Consider the following 17,379-nt stretch of genomic DNA (forward strand, 5'->3'; position numbering starts at 1 on the left):
ATGAAGAATGTTCATGATCAAAGGCGGGGATTATCGGTTTTTTACGCAGCGCCAGCCAATGCCAGGGTTGCCTGGGCATATTTTTGTCGTGGAATCAGCAGCTTTGCCGGGGCCTGGGCCAATTGTTCCGCCAGCGCCAGGGCGGCGCTTTCCGCCACGCCGTAGCAACCGGTGCGTTCAAAGGCTATTTGCGATTGATGACTGAGTTGCGGTTCATAAGCGGCCAGTTGTTCACTGCTGAAATACATCAGTTCCAGGCCAAGCTGCTGAGCCAGTTCGATCAGCGCAGGTTCGTCGCGCTTCAAATCGATGCTGGCCAGTGCCTTGATTGCATGCAGGGGAATTTGATGCGCGGCCAACGCCTGGTCGAGCAGCGCTCGCAACGTGCTGACAGGGCAGCCTCGCTGGCAGCCCAGGCCGACCACCAGGGTCGGCGCTGTGCTGATATCCGTCATGCGTGGTATTGACCATCGCTTTTGCGACGGAACAACCAGGCGCTGATCAGGCCCAGGGCCAGCCAGAACGCCACGTTGGTCAGTTGCGAAGCGATTTTGAACTGGGTTTCCAGCGCCTCTGGAGCGAGCATCGAATGCACTTGCGGTTGCGGTGCGCCAATCACATGGGGAACGGCGAGGATCGCCGCACCGAGGACTTTCATCAGCCAGTGACGGCTGAACACGATCAGCGCGATACCGACGGCGGTGGAGGCGGCGGTACCGATCCACCACAGTTGCCGTTGTGCCAGGTCGGCCGCGGCAGTGCCTGGCAATTCAGGCGGCAGGCCGAGGGTCGGCGCGAGCACGAAGGTCGCGTAACCGGCCAGGCCCCAGAGCAGGCCCTGCGAGGTTTTGGTCGGCGCACGCAAGGTGTACAGACCGGCCAGCATCAGGGCGAAACCGACGGCCACCACCAGGTTGCCACCGGTGGTCGACAGCACGCGCTGCCAGCCATCTTCCGGCTCCCAGGCTTGTGCATCGTGGGTGTGGGCAGCCATCGCACCGTCGGCGTGTTCATGCACTTCAACAGCGGCCGGTTCGGATTTTTCGTAGGTCTCGGCCTGCAAAATCAGCGGGGCGTGCGCACACCACTTTGTGCACATTGGGATAATGCCGGCACACTGCATCGACGTCGGCCTGGGTCTCGGCGTCGTTGGGGTAGGTGCCGACGAAAATCTGATAGTTCTCGTAGTCGATGGTCGAGGCGGCCAGGCGCGCCATTTCACCGACCACACCGACTTCGTTCCACGCCGGCACCATGATCGCCAGGGGTTTTTCGCCGATGGAGTACAGCCGTTGCTCATCGGCGCGGTCGAATTTTTCATAGATTCGCCAGCGCCGGATCAGTTTGCGGGTCCAGTACACCAGGTCGATGAACAGGTCATCGAGCCCGAGCAGGAACATCAGCAGGGCCAGGGTAATCGCGAGGTATTTGAGTCCGAACAACACATAGGCAAAGAGGTCGACAAACACCAGGCTCATACGGCTTTACCCGCTGTACGGTGTTTGAGCCATACGCCGAGTCGATTGGCGATGCGCTCACTGGCGTGCCCGTCGCCATAAGGGCTGTGGACCCGGCTCATGCGCTCGAAAGTGGCCTCATCATCGAACAACAGGCTCGACTCATTGACGATGCGGTCGGTATCGGTGCCCACCAGCACCACCGTTCCGCCTTCGAGCGCCGTTGGCCGCTCCGTGACATCGCGCAGCACCAACAACGGCTTGCCAATGGCCGGGGCTTCCTCCTGGATGCCGCCGGAGTCGGTGAGAATGAAATAAGCGCGGTCCATCAGCCAGACGAAGTGCTGGTAATCCTGCGGCGCCACCAGATAGATATTGGGTTTGTCCGAGAGGACGCTGTAGACCGCCTTTTGCACCTGCGGATTGAGGTGCACCGGGTAGACGAATTGCACGTCGGGATAACGTTCGGCGAGGATGGCCAGGGCCTGGCAGATGTTGCGAAAACCGCCGCCGAAGTTCTCCCGGCGATGCCCGGTGATCAGCACCATGCGTCGGTTGTCGTCGAGCACGGCCAGCGGCGAATCGGCGGCCGGGTGCCAGTGGACTTCCTGTTGGTGTTTGCGCATCCATACCAGCGCGTCGATCACCGTGTTACCGGTGACTTCGATGTTGGCCTTGGACACACCTTCGCGCAGCAGGTTGTCCTGGTTGATGAGGGTTGGTGCGAAATGCAGGTCGGCGATGACGCCGGTCAGGTGTCGGTTGGCTTCCTCCGGCCAGGGTGCGCGCAAGTTGCCGGTACGCAACCCCGCCTCGACGTGGCCGATGGGTATCTGGCGATTGAAGGCGGCGAGGGCGGCAATGAAGCTGGTGGTGGTATCGCCGTGCACCAGCACGATATCCGGATGCACCCGCTCGTAGGCTTTGTCGAGATGTCCCAGCAATTGTTCGGAGAGACCGTTGAGGGTCTGGCCCTGGGTCATCACCTGCAAGTCCTCATCGACTGTCAGCTCGAACGAGTCGAGGACCTGCTTGAGCATTTCCCGGTGCTGGCCCGTGGAGCAGATGTTCAGGGTGATACCCGGCCAATTGCGCAGAACCCGTGCCAATGGGGCCATCTTGATGGCCTCCGGACGCGTACCGAAAACCATCATGACTTTAAAAGACATCAACCCTCCTGGGACCGCGCACGCCGATTACGTCGCGGCTGCTAAAACCGGTTATTTCCTGGACATAGAATAAAGCAGCCGGATGGGCGGTTGTCCAATGAAGCTGCTCTGAGTCGCGGGTTTTGCTTCGAATGGGTTCATGAGCAGCCAATTGAGAACCTGATACCCATTGCTCTGATTGAAAACAAATTCCAATCTCCCTCACATTCCCTCCACATCCTGTGGCAAACTTTCTGCTCTCTATTCCGTTGTTGCACACCTAGTTCCGGTATAGCGGAATAAACACTTCCAGTCAGGAGAAACACTCATGAGCATTACTCGTTACGGCACCGGCAGCACCGCCGCTGGCGGTCAGCCTCGTCCATTCGCCCGCGCTGTCGAAGCCGATGGCTGGCTGCACGTGTCTGGCCAGGTGCCGGCGCTGGATGGCGAGATCATTGTCGGTGGCATCGTCGAGCAGACCCACCAGGCCATGAAGAACCTGATCGCGATTCTCGAAGAGGCAGGTTTCGGCCTGGAAGACGTGGTGCGTGCCGGCGTGTGGCTGGAGGATCCACGGGATTTCACGAGTTTCAACAAGGTCTTCTCCGAGTACTTCAAGCCCGAACACGCACCAGCGCGGGCCTGCGTGCAGGCGAACATGATGGTCGACTGCAAGGTCGAGATTGACTGCATTGCGTACAAGAAGAAGGCTTGAGTCCGCGGTTGCTCTTGTAGGAGCTGCCGAAGGCTGCGATCTTCTGGCGTTTTTTGATGGGTGCAGCCAAGACAGGATCAAAAGATCGCAGCCTGCGGCAGCTCCTACGGGCGACTATGAATGGGAACCACTGAAATGACCGAAGACACCATCAAGCGCCGGGCACGCGGGCTGGACCGGGCGTTCGATATCCTCGATTTCCTCAAGGAGATCGGCCAGCCCCTGCGTCCGAATGACATCGCCAACGGCATCGGCAGCCCCAAATCCACGGTCTACGAACTGGTGGCCTCGCTGCTGGAGCGACGGATCCTGGAACCGGTGGGCAAGGACGGTCATGTCTACCTCGGTCGCCAGTTGTACTTTCTCGGGCAGGCACACCTGCGGCATTTCGACCTGACCCGCGAGGCCGATCACGCCTTGCAGGACATCGTCAGCCAGACCGGTGAAACGGCGCAGATGTGCCTGCTCAACGGGCGCAAGTACACCGTCGCGCTGATGAAGGAGGGGGAGCGGCATTTCCGCATTTCCTCGGACATCGGCGAAAACGCGCCCATCCCCTGGACCGCATCCGGGCGCCTGTTGCTGGCGCACCTGAGCGACCAGGCTATCGTCGACCTGATCGACCACGACGACTTCATCCTGCCCAATGGCGATCGCCTGGAACTTGCGCAGTTTCTCAAGGAAATCCGTCAGGCCGGTATCGATGGTTTCTTTTCCTTCGATAGCGTGGCCGATACTTTTACCCATTGCTTCGCCGCCCCGGTCAAAGACCCCGACGGCGTGGCCATCGCGACCCTGTGCATCGTCGCCCCACGGGCCGATGCCAAGAACAACTACAACGACTACCGCCGGGTGCTGATCGCAAGCGCCAACAGCCTGGCCCGTCGCATCAACGAATAACAGCGGCTACCTGCGGCCGCGTGAACGAGGAGTTCGACCATGTCTTCTGTCCCCAATACTGCCGCCGTGGAAAAAGGCACCGCGCCCAAGGGCGCCAGCCTGGTGCGTGACGTCAGCTTGCCTGCGCTGGTACTGCACCGCGATGCGCTGGAACACAACATTCGCTGGATGCAGGCGTTCGTCAGCGACAGCGGCGCGGAACTGGCGCCCCATGGCAAAACCAGCATGACCCCGGCGTTGTTCCGTCGCCAACTGGACGCCGGTGCCTGGGGTATCACCCTGGCAAGCGCCACGCAAACCCGGGCGGCCTACGCCCATGGGGTACGCCGGGTGCTGATGGCCAACCAGTTGGTCGGCACGCCGAACATGGCATTGATCGCCGACCTGCTGGCCGACCCGACGTTCGACTTCTATTGCATGGTCGATCACCCGGACAACGTCGCCGACCTCGGCGCTTATTTCGCCTCCCGTGGTGTGCGCCTGAACGTCATGATCGAATACGGTGTGGTGGGTGGACGTTGCGGTTGCCGCAGCGAGCAGCAAGTGCTGGATCTGGCCAAGGCCATCGGCGCACAACCGGCGCTGGCCCTGACCGGGATCGAAGGCTACGAAGGCGTGATCCATGGCGATCACGCGGTGACCGGCATTCGTGATTTCGCCGAGTCACTGGTGCGTCTGGCGGTGCAATTGCAGGACAGCGCAGCCTTCGCCATTGCCAAGCCGATCATCACTGCATCGGGTTCGGCCTGGTATGACCTGATTGCCGAGTCCTTTGAAGCACAGAACGCCGCCGGGCGCTTCCTCAGCGTACTGCGTCCCGGCAGCTACGTGGCTCATGACCATGGCATCTACAAGGAAGCGCAGTGTTGCGTGCTCGACCGTCGCAGCGACCTGCACGAGGGCCTGCGTCCGGCGCTGGAAGTGTGGGCGCATGTGCAGTCGCTGCCGGAGCCGGGGTTTGCGGTGATTGCCCTGGGCAAGCGCGACGTGGCCTACGACGCCGGTTTGCCGGTGCCATTGCTGCGTTACAAGGCAGGCACCGTGCCGGCCAAGGGCGATGATGTGGGCGCCTGCAAAGTGACCGCGGTGATGGACCAGCATGCGTTCATGACCGTGGCGCCGGGGGTTGATCTGCGGGTGGGCGACATCATTTCGTTTGGTACCTCGCACCCGTGCCTGACGTTCGATAAATGGCGTGTTGGCTGCCTGGTGGATGAGCAACTGAACGTTATCGAGACCATGGAAACCTGTTTCTAAGACTGAAACCCGCGGCGCGGCTTTCACGAGCAATCCCGCTCCTACAGGGTTTGTGTACACCGAAGATCCAATGTGGGAGCGGGCTTGCTCGCGAAGAGGCTCTACCAGACAAAAGAGAAATCCGCGTATGAACACCATCAACACCCTGGGCCCCCATACTCCACGCATCGCCCTGATCGGCGAATGCATGATCGAGTTGCAGCATCGCGCCGACGGCAGCCTGCAACAAAGTTTCGGCGGCGACACCTTGAATACGGCGGTGTACCTGTCCCGGGAACTGGCAGAGGACGGCTGCGTGGACTACGTCACCGCCCTGGGCGATGACAGTTTCAGCGACGCGATGTGCCAGGGCTGGGCGGCGGAAAACATCGGCCTCACCATGGTTCAGCGCCTGCCCGGACGCCTGCCGGGCTTGTATTGCATCCAGACTGACGCCGCCGGTGAGCGACGTTTTCTGTACTGGCGCAATGAAGCGGCCGTCCGCGATTGCTTCACCACCCCGGCCGCCGCGCCGATCCTCGCGGCGCTGCCGGATTACGACGTGCTGTATTTCAGCGGCATCACCCTGGCGGTACTCGGCGCGCAAGGTCGGGAAAAACTGCTGGAAACCCTGATCGAAGCCCGCCAGCGCGATGCGCGGATCGTGTTCGACAACAACTACCGGCCACGGCTGTGGGCATCGGTCGAGGATGCACAAGCGGCGTATCGCTGCGTGCTGTCACATGTCGACCTGGCGTTGCTGACGGTGGAGGACGAACAGGCGTTGTTCGGTTATGCCGATTGTGACGCGGTGTTTGCCGCGTATGCGCAGATCGGTACGCCGGAAGTCGTGCTCAAGCGCGGTGCCCAGGCGTGCCTGATTCGTTGTGATGGTGAGTCATTCGAGGTGCCGGCGCAGAAGGTCGAGCGGGTGGTGGACACCACGGCGGCGGGGGATTCGTTCAGCGCGGCGTATCTGGCTTCGCGGCTCAAGGGCGGGAGTCCTGCGGACGCCGCCGAGGCCGGGCATCGGCTGGCGAGCCGGGTGATTCAGGTGCCGGGGGCGCTGATTCCGAAGTAAGAGGTGAATGGCCGCTGGCTGCGCCAACGGATCGCGAGCAAGCTCGCTCCCACAGGGATTAGTGAGTTGCAATAGATAGCAGCCACACCGACTACCTCTGTGGGAGCGAGCTTGCTCGCGATGGGGGCCGAAAGCCAACCACTCAATCCCGGTAAAACACCTGCACCAGGTGATACCCGAACTTGCTCTTGATCGGCCCATGCACCACCCGCAGGGGCTTCTTGAAGATCACCGCATCGATCACGCCGACCATCTGCCCCGGCCGCACCTCACCGAGATCGCCGCCGCGCTTGCCCGATGGGCAGGTCGAATACTTCTTGGCCAGCACATCGAACGCTTCACCCTTGGCGATACGTTGTTTGAGCTGCTCGGCTTCTTCCGAGGTTTTCACCAGAATATGGCGGGCTTGAGCTTTCATTGGCGGTACCTTGCAACGGTGGTGGCTATGTGGGTGGCAGCGGGCGCGCGCGATTATGCCTCAACTCAGTCCGGTTGACTGATCATCGTGCGAATCTTGTTGGCCAGCAGGTCGATGGAAAACGGCTTGGCCACCATGTCCATGCCTTCTTCGAGGAAACCCTGGCGCTCGGCGGCGATCTCGGCGTAACCGGTCATGAACAGCACTTTCAGTTCAGGACGATGCTGGCGGGCGATTTCCGCCAGTTGGCGGCCGTTCATGCCCGGTAAGCCAACGTCGGTCACCAGCAGGTCCACCCGCAGGTCCGACTCCAGCAGCGGCAGGGCGCCCTTGGCATCTTCGGCTTCATGGGCGCGGTAACCGAGCTCCTTGAGCAGGTCCAGCACCAGCATGCGCACCGCCGCATCGTCCTCGACCAGCATCACGGTTTCGCCGGCAATCGCCGCCGGTGCCTCGCTGATGACAGGCGACAAAACCTGTTCCGGTTCGGTTGAATGCAGGCGCGGCAGGTACAAGCGCACGCTGGTGCCCCGTCCGGGCAGGCTGAACAGGTTGACGTGGCCCCCCGTTTGCTGGGCAAAACCGTAAATCATCGACAAGCCCAGACCGGTGCCCTGGCCGATGGGCTTGGTGGTGAAGAACGGGTCGAATGCCTTGGCCAGCACCGAGGGCGTCATGCCGGTGCCGTTGTCGCTGACGGCAATCATCACGTAGTCGCCGGCCTTGACCGGTTCCAGGGTCGTGATGTCGCTGCCGTCGAGGTACACATTGGCGGTTTCAATCTGCAACTGGCCGCCATCGGGCATGGCGTCCCGGGCATTGATCACCAGGTTGAGCAAGGCGTTTTCCAGCTGGCTGACATCGGTGCTGACCCGCCAGATGTTCTCGGCCAGTTGCAGGTTGAGCTCGATGTGGTCGCCCTTGGTACGACTGAACAAGTCTACGAGCGAGTGAATCAAGTCGTTGGGGTTCAGCGGCTTGCGGTTGAGCGACTGACGTCGGGAAAACGCCAGCAGGCGATGGGTGAGGGCGGCGGCACGGTTGGCCGAGGACACGGCCGCTTCGGTGAATCGGCCGATCTCGCTGGTGCGGCCGTCGGCAATGTAGCGTTGCATCAGGTCGAGGCTGCCGATGATGCCGGTGAGCATGTTGTTGAAGTCATGGGCGATGCCGCCGGTAAGCTGGCCGACCGCTTCCATTTTCTGCGCATGGCGCAAGGCCTCTTCGGCACGCTCGCGCTCGAACATCTCGCTCTGCAAACGCTCGTTGGCCTCGGCCAATTGGCGGGTGCGGGCGGCAACCCGTTCTTCAAGGGTTTCGTTGAGGTTGCGCAGGGCTTCTTCGGTCTTTTTGCGTTCGGTTTCGTCGATCACGAAGATGTAGAAACCGTTCACCGCGCCATCCGCGCCGTGGCGTGGCAGGTAATTCATCAAGGCCTGGCGGATGCTGCCGTCGCGGTGCGGCGTGCTGATGCTGAAGCAGCAAGGCCGGCCGGACAGTGCCTCAGTGATGTACGGGGCGCGCAGTGCATAGGCTTGTTCGCCAATCACTTCAAGAATGGTCCGCCCGTAAAGCTCTTGCGGCGTCAGCCCATACCAGTCCAGGTACGCCGCATTGTTCAGGCGAAAGCGTTCTTCACGGTCGACGTAGCTGATCAGGATCGGCATGGCGTTGATGATCAGTTGCAGCTCGGTCTGGCTCTGGCGCAGGGCCTGTTCGGTGTGTTTGCGCTCGGTCAGGTCCAGCGCCGCGCCGAGGAAACGCATCGGCCGGCCATGGTGATCCTTGTAGCAGCGTCCGCGGGCGAATACCCAGCGCATCTGGCCGTCGGTTTGCAGCAGGCGATATTCCTCGGCGTATTCGCTGCCTTGGGTGATGCAATGCTTGATGCTGCGGGCGATCAGGGCACGGTCTTCGGGGTGTACGCCGTGCAGGTACTGACTGATCGGCAACTGACTGGCCATGGCCGGGTCGATGCCGTGCAACTGGGCAAAATGCGCATCGGCGATGAAACGGTCCTCGCTGATGTCCCAGTCCCAGGTGCCGACCGCATCGGTGGCGGCAAGGGCCAGTTGCAGGCGTTCCTCGGTTTCACGCTGGGCCTTGAGGCTGGCCGCCGAGCGCTGTTCGAGTTCGAGGGCGATGCGCCGGCGTTCGTTGGTTTCAATGGCGGTGACCAGGATCCCGGCCACTTCGGCACTTTCGTCGCGGATCGGGCTGTAGGTCAGGTCGAGCCAGAAGTCCGACTCCCGGTCCCCGCGTTGCAGGGTAAAGCGCTGCTCACTGTAGGTTCGCACCTGACCTTGCAAGACGGCGTTGTAGATCGGGTCGGTAAAGTCTTGCAACTCTGGCCAGATCAGGTGCGTCGGTTGTCCGAAAGCGTGTGGATGCTTGCTCCCGGCGAGCAGGGCGAAGCCGTCATTGTAGATCTGCGTCAGTTGCGGGCCCCATAGCAACAGCATCGGCATCGGTGAGTGAATGACGATGTCCACGGCGGTTCGCAGGCTTTGTGGCCAAGTGCTGGCAGCGCCCAGCGGGCTGCTGGCCCAGTCGATTCGGGCGATCAAGGCCTGGGCATCGCTGGCGGTTGGTGTTGCGTTCATCAAAGAGTCCTGCACGTGAGTCGCTTTGGCTGACGTCTATTCTTGCACAGGTGGTTGAAGCTGGAGGATTCGTCGGCGCGAGTGGTTCAGAGACACCGATTCCACAGGGATTTGCGTGGTGCTTCAAGATTTGAGTTCGGGCCGGTCACGAAATTGCTCCAGCGCTTCGGGATTGGCCAGTGCATCAGTGTTTTTCACCTTCTGCCCATGCACCACATTGCGCACCGCCAACTCAACGACCTTGCCGCTGATGGTCCGGGGAATGTCCGTCACGGCAACAATTTTCGCCGGTACATGGCGTGGCGTGGTGTTGGTGCGAATCGTCTCGCGGATCTGCTGTCGCAGGGCTTCGTCCAGCTCGAGCCCGTCGCGCAAGCGTACGAACAGCACCACTCGCACGTCGTCCTGCCACTGCTGACCGATGGCCACGCTGTCGAGTACCTGGGGGACTTTCTCCACCTGACGATAGATTTCCGCCGTGCCGATGCGTACGCCACCGGGGTTGAGCACGGCATCGGAGCGACCGTGGATCATCATCCCGCCATGGGGCAATTGTTCGGCGTAATCCCCCTGGGCCCAGACGCCGGGGAACAGGCTGAAATAGGATTGGCGCAGTTTCTCGCCATCGGGGTCGTTCCACAGGCCAATGGGCATCGCCGGGAAATGCCGGGTGCAGACCAGTTCGCCCTTTTCACCAATCACCGGGTGGCCTTCGTCGTTCCACACTTCGACGGCCATGCCCAGGCTCTTGCCCATGATTTCGCCGCGACGCACGGGCGACATCGGGTTGCCATTGACGAAGCACGAGACGATGTCGGTGCCGCCGGACATCGAGGCCAGGCACACGTCAGCCTTGAAGTCGCGATAGACGTAGTCGTAACTCTGCGGCGACAGCGCCGAGCCGGTGCAGAGCAATGTCTTGAGGCTACCCAGGTCATGACTTTCACGGGGCTTGATACCGCTGCTTTCCAGGGTCGCGAGGTATTTGGGGCTGGTGCCGAAGACGCTGATGCATTCGTCGTCGATCAGGTCGATCAGGCGTTGCGGTTCGGGCTGGAACGGTGAGCCGTCGTACAGCACCACGGAGTTGCCTGTCGCCAGCGCCGACACTAGCCAGTTCCACATCATCCAGCCGCAGGTGGTGTAGTAGAACAGCCGTTCACCGGGGCCGAGATCGCCATGCAGACCGTGTTCCTTGACGTGTTGCAGCAACACGCCGCCGGTGCTGTGGATGATGCATTTGGGTACACCGGTGGTGCCGCTGGAGTAGAGGATGTACAGCGGATGGGCGAAAGGCACCGGGACGAAATCCGGTTCGCCGCCAGGTTCGTAGAAATCGTCCCAAAGCGTCACGTTGGCCTGGGTATGGAATTGTTCGATGTGTGCGTGTGGACGTGCGTAAGGCACGACGATCAACTGTTGCAGCGACGGCAGGCGCTGGAGGATTTCGTTGACCTTGGCGGTCTGGTCGATCTCTTTGCCGGCATAGCGGTAGCCGGCGCAGGTCACCAGCACTTTCGGTTCGATCTGGCCGAAACGGTCAACCACCCCTTGGGTGCCGAAGTCCGGCGAAGAGCAGGACCAGACGGCGCCAAGGCTGGTGGTGGCGAGCATGGCCACCAGGGTCTGCCAGGTGTTGGGCATGCAGGCGGCGACCCGGTCGCCCACAACGACGCCGGCGGCGATCAAGCCATTCTGAAAGCCGGCGACCTGTTCGGCCAGTTCAGCCCAGGTCAAATGTTCACGCTGACCGTTTTCGCCGACGGCTATCACGGCGATCGCATCATCGCGACGCTGCAGCAGGTGTTCGGCAAAGTTCAGTGTTGCGCCGGGGAACCACTGGGCGCTAGGCATTTGCGGGCCTTCGAGCAGCACGGCGTCGGGCTGCTCGTGGAAGCGGATGTCGAAGAAATCGACGATGGCCTGCCAGAAGTCCGGCCGTTGATCGATGGACCATTGGTGCAGGGCCGGGTAGTCGTCGATCTTGAGGTGATGCCGCTGATTGATGAAGCGCCGAAAGGCCTCCATGCGGGTCTTGCCAATGCGTTTGGCGTCGGGTTGCCAGAGGATGTCGGACATGGTTTGCCTCTTTTTGTTGGCGAGTGCTGCGCACTCGATCGCGAGCAAGCTCGCTCCCACAGACACCACAGAACCTGTGGGAGCGAGCTTGCTCGCGATGAACGATAACGCGGTCTGGCAGATGATCACTGCGCCAACCACCCACCATCAACATTCCACGCCGCGCCGCGTACCTGGCTGCCGGCTTCGCTGCACAAAAACAACACCAGTTCACCCAGTTGCGGCGGTGTCACGAACTCCAGTGATGGCTGCTTTTCAGCGAGCAGATCATGCTGCGCCTGCTGCGGATCAACCCCGCTGGCGGCACGATCATCAATCTGCTTTTGCACCAGTGGCGTCAATACCCAGCCTGGGCAGATCGCGTTGCAGGTGACCTGGGTGGTCGCGGTCTCCAGCGCGACCACTTTGGTCAGGCCGATCACCCCGTGTTTGGCGGCGACATAAGCTGACTTGCCCACCGAACCGACCAGGCCATGCACCGAGGCAATGTTGATCACCCGACCCCAGCCCTTGGCACGCATGCCCGGCAGGCTCAAGCGGGTGCTGTGGAACACCGACGACAGGTTGATGGCAATGATCGAATCCCAGCGCTCCACCGGGAACTCGTCCACCGCTGCCACGTGTTGAATGCCTGCGTTGTTGACCAGAATGTCGACGCCGCCAAACTCACGTTCGGCGTAGGTGATCATGTCGGCAATTTGTGCCGGATCGCTGACATCGGCGGGGTGATGGCCGACCTTGCCGCCGAACTGTTGCACCTGGGCGATCACTTGGGAGGCATCGCCAAAGCCGTTGAGGATCAGGTTGGCCCCGGCCTTGGCCAGGCTGAGGGCGATCCCCAGGCCGATGCCGCTGGTGGAACCGGTGACCAGTGCGGTCTTGCCCGAAAGAGTCGTCATGAATACCTCACACAATGCCAGTGGCGTAGAAAGTGCCGATCACCACGAAAACCGCCAGGGTCTTGATCAGCGTAATACAGAAAATGTCTTTGTAAGCCTCGCGGTGGGTCAGCCCGGTGACCGCCAGCAGGGTGATCACCGCGCCGTTGTGCGGCAAGGTGTCCATGCCGCCGCTGGCCATCGCGGCAACCCGGTGCAGCACTTCCAGCGGAATGTTCGCCGCATGGGCGGCGCTGATGAACTGTTCGGACATCGCCGCCAGCGCGATGCTCATGCCGCCCGAGGCGGAACCGGTGATGCCGGCCAGCAGGGTCACGGTAATCGCTTCGTTGACCAGTGGGTTGGGAATGCTCTTGAGCCAGTCGGCCAGCACCAGAAAGCCCGGCAAGGATGCGATCACGGCACCGAAACCATATTCCGAGGCGGTGTTCATCGCCGCCAGCAATGCTCCGCTGACCGCACTTTTACTGCCCTCGGCGAGTTTGCTGCGAATCGCCTGGAAGCCAAACACCAGCACCATGAGGATGCCGACCAGCAAGGCTGCCTGTACCGCCCAGATCGCCGTGAGCTTGGCGATTTCCGTGGTCACCGGCGCGGCCATGCCCGGTAGCGCCAGGCTGTGGGTCTTGCCGTACACCTGGGGAATCCAGTGGGTGAACAACAGGTTCATGATGCCCACCGCCAGCAGTGGCGAGAGCGCCAGCCACGGGTTGGGCAGCTTGAGGTCGGCGGCGGTTTCCGGCTCGTTGCGCAGGTCTGAACCATAGCCTTCACCGGCACGCTGCGCTTTGTTGCGCTGGCGCTGGAGAAACAGCATGCCGGCGCAGAACACGAAGATCGTGCCGATCACCCCCAGCCACGGCGCCGCCCAGGCGGTGGTGTTGAAGAAGGTGCTGGGGATGATGTTCTGGATTTGTGGCGTACCGGGCAGGGCGTCCATGGTGAACGAGAAGGCGCCCAGGGCAATGGTCGCCGGGATCAGTCGCTTGGGGATGTTGCTCTGGCGGAACATTTCAGCGGCAAACGGGTAGACCGCGAACACCACCACAAACAACGATACGCCGCCGTAGGTCAGCAGGGCACAGACCAGCACGATCACCAGCATCGCCTGACGGGTGCCGAGCAAGCGAATGGCCGCCGCGACGATGGAGCGCGAGAAACCGGACAGTTCGATCAGCTTGCCGAACACCGCACCGAGCAGGAACACCGGGAAATACAGTTTGATGAAGCCGACCATTTTTTCCATGAACACCCCGGTGAAAGCGGGGGCGACGGCAGACGGGTCAGTCAGCAGGACAGCGCCGAGAGCGGCAATCGGGGCAAAGAGGATAACGCTGTAGCCACGGTAGGCAGCCAGCATCAGCAGCGCGAGGGCTGCCAAGGCAATGATCACACTCATGGTGTGTCTCCTGGGTTGTTATTTTTGTTGGGTGAAGCCTGGTAGGAGAGGCGTATAGCGAGTTTTGTGCCAGATAGTTAAGTTGTTGAAATATAAGGATATATTTTCAGGTTGGCGGGCTTGTCGAGTAGATTTGTCTCTGTTCTGAGACTTGCATTGGCAGTGCTAGCCTCTTCGCGGGCAAGCCCGCTCCCACAGTTGAACGAGTTGGTCAGGAGAGCAAGGTCTCCTGTGGGAGCGGGCTTGCTCGCGAAGGACTTTCTAACAATGGAGATTAATGTCTCTTTATTGAGACTCTACGATCCCCAGCGCCACCATCTTTTTGTACAACGTCGACCGCCCAAGGCCCAATCGTGCTGCTGCATCAACCACCTTGCCCCCGCATTGCGCGAGGGTGGACTCAATCAGTTGCCGGTCAAATCGCTCTCGCGCCGCACTGAAGGTCTCATGGGCAAGCGGTTCGATGGTCAACGGCGCCACGCGCTCAACGGGTTTGAACGTACCAATCGCCGCACGGATATCTGCTGTCGTCAGGCGCAAGTCATCACTGAGCAACGCGGCCCGCTCCAGCACGTTGCGCAGCTCGCGGATGTTCCCCGGCCAGGCGTGTTGGCCCAACAGTTCCAGGGCTTCATGGTGAAGTTCATGCTGGCTGCGCAGTTCTTCGAGAATCGCTTCACTGAGCGCCGGCACGTCATCGAGGCGGTCACGCAGGGGCGGAACCTGGATCGGCAGCACGTTGAGCCGGTAGTACAAGTCGGCGCGGAATTCGCCGCGTTTGATCGCGGCCTCAAGGTCCGTTGAGGTCGCGGCGATCACCCGCACATCGCTCTGGATCACTTCGTTGGAGCCCACCGGCTCGAATTCCTTTTCCTGCAACACCCGCAGCAGTTTGCTTTGCAGGGGCAGCGGCATGTCGCCGATTTCGTCGAGAAACAGCGTGCCGCCCTGGGCGATCTGCAATTTGCCGGCGCGGCCCTTGCGGTCGGCACCGGTAAACGCGCCCGGAGCGGTGCCGAAGAATTCGGCCTCCAGCAGCGATTCGGGAATCGCCGCGCTGTTGATACTGACAAACGCCTTGTGCGCGCGGGGCGAAGCATTGTGGATCGCCTGGGCCAGCAGTTCCTTGCCGGTGCCGGTTTCGCCGAGCAGCAATACCGGCGATTCGGTGCTTGCACTGCGTCGGGCACGGCGTTTGACTTCGAGGCTGGCGGCGCTGGTGCCGATGAAGTGGGCGAAGTTGTATTTGGTCTGCCGCGCCCGCAGCAGCGAGCGGGTGGAGGCCAGTTCTTCCTGCATGTTCATGTAGCGCTTGAGCATTGGCGACAGGCTGCGCAGCTCGTCGAACAGGGCGAATCCGATGGCACCGATCACCACGCCGACATCGTCGTGAATCGGCAGGCGCATGACCACCAGCGGCTCTTTGGGGGTGTCTTGCATGTCCAGCAGAATCGGCCGGCCGGTGCGCACCACCTCACGCAGCAGGCTGCCGGGGATCACGCTTTCACAGGGCTTGCCGATCGCGACTTCGGCCGATTGCAGGCCGAAGCGCCGGGCGTAGCGCTCATTCATCCAGACGATGTTGGCATCGCGGTCGACAATCACCGTGCCCTCACTCGATTGCTCGATGATTTCGAACAACGAACGGATCGCCAGCAGGCGAACGCGCTGGTAGTCCTTGAGGCTTTCGGTGGTGTTCATCGGTATTGATCCTGATTTCTTGTTGACTGTTCCGGCCCCATCGCGGGCAAGCCCGCTCCCACAGGATATGGGGTTGCCACCGATTTTGGGTACGACAAATACCCTGTGGGAGCGGGCTTGCCCGCGATGGCTGCGACACGGTTCAACTGCGTGGCGCGATTATGCCTGCCCCAACAGCGCCGCCGCCAACAGCTCCTTGGTGTACGGATGCTGCGGTGAGTCAAACACCTCATGGCTGGCGCCGCGTTCCACCACTTTGCCGTCCTTGATCACGATCATGTCGTGGGCCAGGGCGCGCACCACAGCCAGGTCATGGCTGATGAACAGATAGGTCAGCCCGTATTTTTCCTGAAGCTGACGGAGCAGGGCGACCACTTGTTTCTGCACCGTGCGGTCCAGCGCCGAGGTCGGTTCGTCGAGCAGGATCAACGCCGGCTTGAGCACCAGCGCCCGGGCGATGGCGATGCGTTGACGCTGGCCACCGGAGAACTCGTGGGGATAACGATGGCGACTTTGCGGGTCAAGACCGACTTCGTTCAGCGCCCGGATCACTTCGGCGTTGCATTCTTCTGTGCTCAGCTGGCTGTGCACTTCCAGGCCCTCGCTGATGATCTGCGCGACCGACATTCGCGGGCTGAGGCTACCAAAGGGGTCCTGGAACACCACCTGCATCTTCTTGCGCCACGGCCGTAGCTGTTTTTGCGTCAGGCCATCCAGCGCCTGGCCCTGAAAGCGGATACCGCCTTCGGAGTCGAGCAAACGCAGGATCGCCTGGCCCAAGGTGGACTTGCCCGAACCGGATTCGCCGACGATGCCCAGGGTCTTGCCGCGTTGAATATTCAGGCTGATGCCATCGACGGCCCGCAGCCAGGTCTTGCGCTGGAACAGGCCACCACCGACGGCAAACCGCACCTGCAGGTTGTCCACCTCCAGTACGTTTTCGCGCTCGTCCCGGGGCAAGGCTTCGCCCTCGGGTTCGGCGTGCAGCAATACGCAGCTGTAAGGGTGCTTCGGCTCAGTGAAAAGGACTTCGCAAGGCGCCTGCTCGACGATTTCCCCGGCCTTCATCACGCACACGCGCTGGGCGATGCTGCGCACCAGATTGAGGTCATGACTGATCAGCAGCAGCGACATGCCCAGCCGCTGTTGCAGGGACTTGAGCAGCAGCAGGATCTTGCGTTGCACCGTCACATCCAGCGCGGTGGTCGGTTCATCGGCAATCAGCAGTTCCGGCTCGCACGCCAGGGCCATGGCGATCATCACCCGCTGGCGCTGCCCGCCGGACAATTGATGGGGATAGGCCTTGAGGCGCTCCTCGGGTTTCTGGATGCCTACCAGGTGCAGCAATTCGAGGATCCGCGCTTGCGCCGCCTTGCCCGCCAGGCCTTTGTGCACCAGCAAGGTTTCACCGATCTGTTTTTCGATGCTGTGCAGCGGGTTGAGGGAGGTCATCGGCTCCTGGAAGATCATCGCGATGCGATTGCCGCGCAGTTGTCGCAACATGCCGGCATCGGCACCCACCAGTTCCTGGCCGCGATAGCGGATGCTGCCCGTCGTCTCGGACTCGGTTTGCGGCAGCAGTTGCAGGATCGAGTGGGCCGTCACCGACTTGCCCGAACCCGATTCGCCCACCAGCGCCAGGCATTCGCCGGGGCGGATGTCCAGGCACAGATTGCGCACCACGGTCTGGCCGCTGAAGGCCACGTTGAGGTCACGGATTTCGATCAGGTTGGTCATCTC

At 61.5% G+C, this 17,379-nt stretch carries 14 protein-coding genes and 1 pseudogene; 4 read left to right on the forward strand and 11 right to left on the reverse strand.

The annotated features are described in order from the left end of the window. Window positions 1–41 precede the first annotated feature (41 nt). From ASD95_RS14310 to wecB, 4 genes and pseudogenes are all read right to left on the reverse strand, one after another. Complete coding sequence (locus ASD95_RS14310) at window positions 42–455, reverse strand: cobalamin biosynthesis protein (protein ID WP_056724410.1); 414 nt, start codon at window positions 453–455, stop codon at window positions 42–44. Then, window positions 452–1,099, reverse strand: a complete 648-nt coding sequence (locus tag ASD95_RS14315) for a CbtA family protein (protein WP_330219623.1) — start codon at window positions 1,097–1,099, stop codon at window positions 452–454. Before ASD95_RS14315 ends, ASD95_RS14310 begins: the two co-directional genes overlap by 4 nt. Then, a pseudogene (locus ASD95_RS14320) lies at window positions 1,050–1,478 on the reverse strand (glycosyltransferase); the annotation flags it as partial. The gene ASD95_RS14315 and the pseudogene ASD95_RS14320, both read right to left, overlap by 50 nt. Then, window positions 1,475–2,626: a non-hydrolyzing UDP-N-acetylglucosamine 2-epimerase gene (gene wecB, locus ASD95_RS14325; protein ID WP_056724417.1), complete on the reverse strand. Its 1,152-nt coding sequence runs from the start codon at window positions 2,624–2,626 to the stop codon at window positions 1,475–1,477. The gene wecB and the pseudogene ASD95_RS14320, both read right to left, overlap by 4 nt. A gap of 307 nt (window positions 2,627–2,933) precedes the next feature. Between wecB and ASD95_RS14330 the strand changes: the two genes are divergently transcribed. The 4 genes from ASD95_RS14330 to ASD95_RS14345 all read left to right on the forward strand — a co-directional run bounded on the left by ASD95_RS14330 (window position 2,934) and on the right by ASD95_RS14345 (window position 6,540). Further along, a complete protein-coding gene (locus tag ASD95_RS14330) occupies window positions 2,934–3,323 on the forward strand; it encodes a RidA family protein (RefSeq protein ID WP_056724419.1) in 390 nt (129 codons plus the stop codon). A 135-nt stretch (window positions 3,324–3,458) separates the two neighbouring features. Further along, window positions 3,459–4,223 carry an IclR family transcriptional regulator gene (locus ASD95_RS14335; protein ID WP_056724421.1) on the forward strand — a complete coding sequence of 255 codons (765 nt, stop codon included), beginning with the start codon at window positions 3,459–3,461 and terminating at the stop codon, window positions 4,221–4,223. A gap of 39 nt (window positions 4,224–4,262) precedes the next feature. Further along, a complete protein-coding gene (locus tag ASD95_RS14340) occupies window positions 4,263–5,480 on the forward strand; it encodes an amino acid deaminase (protein ID WP_056724423.1) in 1,218 nt (405 codons plus the stop codon). Between the two features lie 127 nt (window positions 5,481–5,607). Continuing rightward, a complete protein-coding gene (locus ASD95_RS14345; protein ID WP_056724425.1) occupies window positions 5,608–6,540 on the forward strand; it encodes a sugar kinase in 933 nt (310 codons plus the stop codon). A 142-nt stretch (window positions 6,541–6,682) separates the two neighbouring features. Here ASD95_RS14345 and ASD95_RS14350 read toward each other — a convergent pair whose 3' ends face one another. From ASD95_RS14350 to ASD95_RS14380, 7 genes are all read right to left on the reverse strand, one after another. Continuing rightward, window positions 6,683–6,958, reverse strand: coding sequence for a peptidylprolyl isomerase (locus ASD95_RS14350; RefSeq protein ID WP_007898282.1), 276 nt, complete (start codon window positions 6,956–6,958; stop codon window positions 6,683–6,685). 65 nt (window positions 6,959–7,023) lie between these two features. Further along, window positions 7,024–9,561 (reverse strand): PAS domain-containing hybrid sensor histidine kinase/response regulator, encoded by a 2,538-nt coding sequence (locus tag ASD95_RS14355; RefSeq protein ID WP_056724427.1) that lies wholly within the window; start codon window positions 9,559–9,561, stop codon window positions 7,024–7,026. Window positions 9,562–9,684: 123 nt separating this feature from the next. Further along, on the reverse strand, window positions 9,685–11,640 hold the full coding sequence (locus tag ASD95_RS14360; RefSeq protein ID WP_056724430.1) for an acetoacetate--CoA ligase: 1,956 nt from the start codon (window positions 11,638–11,640) through the stop codon (window positions 9,685–9,687). A 125-nt stretch (window positions 11,641–11,765) separates the two neighbouring features. After that, window positions 11,766–12,539 carry a 3-hydroxybutyrate dehydrogenase gene (locus tag ASD95_RS14365; protein WP_056724432.1) on the reverse strand — a complete coding sequence of 258 codons (774 nt, stop codon included), beginning with the start codon at window positions 12,537–12,539 and terminating at the stop codon, window positions 11,766–11,768. Window positions 12,540–12,546: 7 nt separating this feature from the next. After that, window positions 12,547–13,938, reverse strand: coding sequence for a GntP family permease (locus ASD95_RS14370; protein WP_007974692.1), 1,392 nt, complete (start codon window positions 13,936–13,938; stop codon window positions 12,547–12,549). A gap of 285 nt (window positions 13,939–14,223) precedes the next feature. Next, window positions 14,224–15,639, reverse strand: coding sequence for a sigma-54 interaction domain-containing protein (locus ASD95_RS14375; RefSeq protein WP_056724434.1), 1,416 nt, complete (start codon window positions 15,637–15,639; stop codon window positions 14,224–14,226). Between the two features lie 159 nt (window positions 15,640–15,798). Further along, entirely contained in the window at window positions 15,799–17,376 is a 1,578-nt protein-coding gene (locus tag ASD95_RS14380) for an ABC transporter ATP-binding protein (RefSeq protein ID WP_056724437.1), read from the reverse strand. Between the last annotated feature and the right edge of the window lie 3 nt (window positions 17,377–17,379).

Source organism: Pseudomonas sp. Root71, from assembly GCF_001429045.1.
Taxonomy (GTDB): Bacteria; Pseudomonadota; Gammaproteobacteria; order Pseudomonadales; family Pseudomonadaceae; genus Aquipseudomonas; species Aquipseudomonas monachiensis.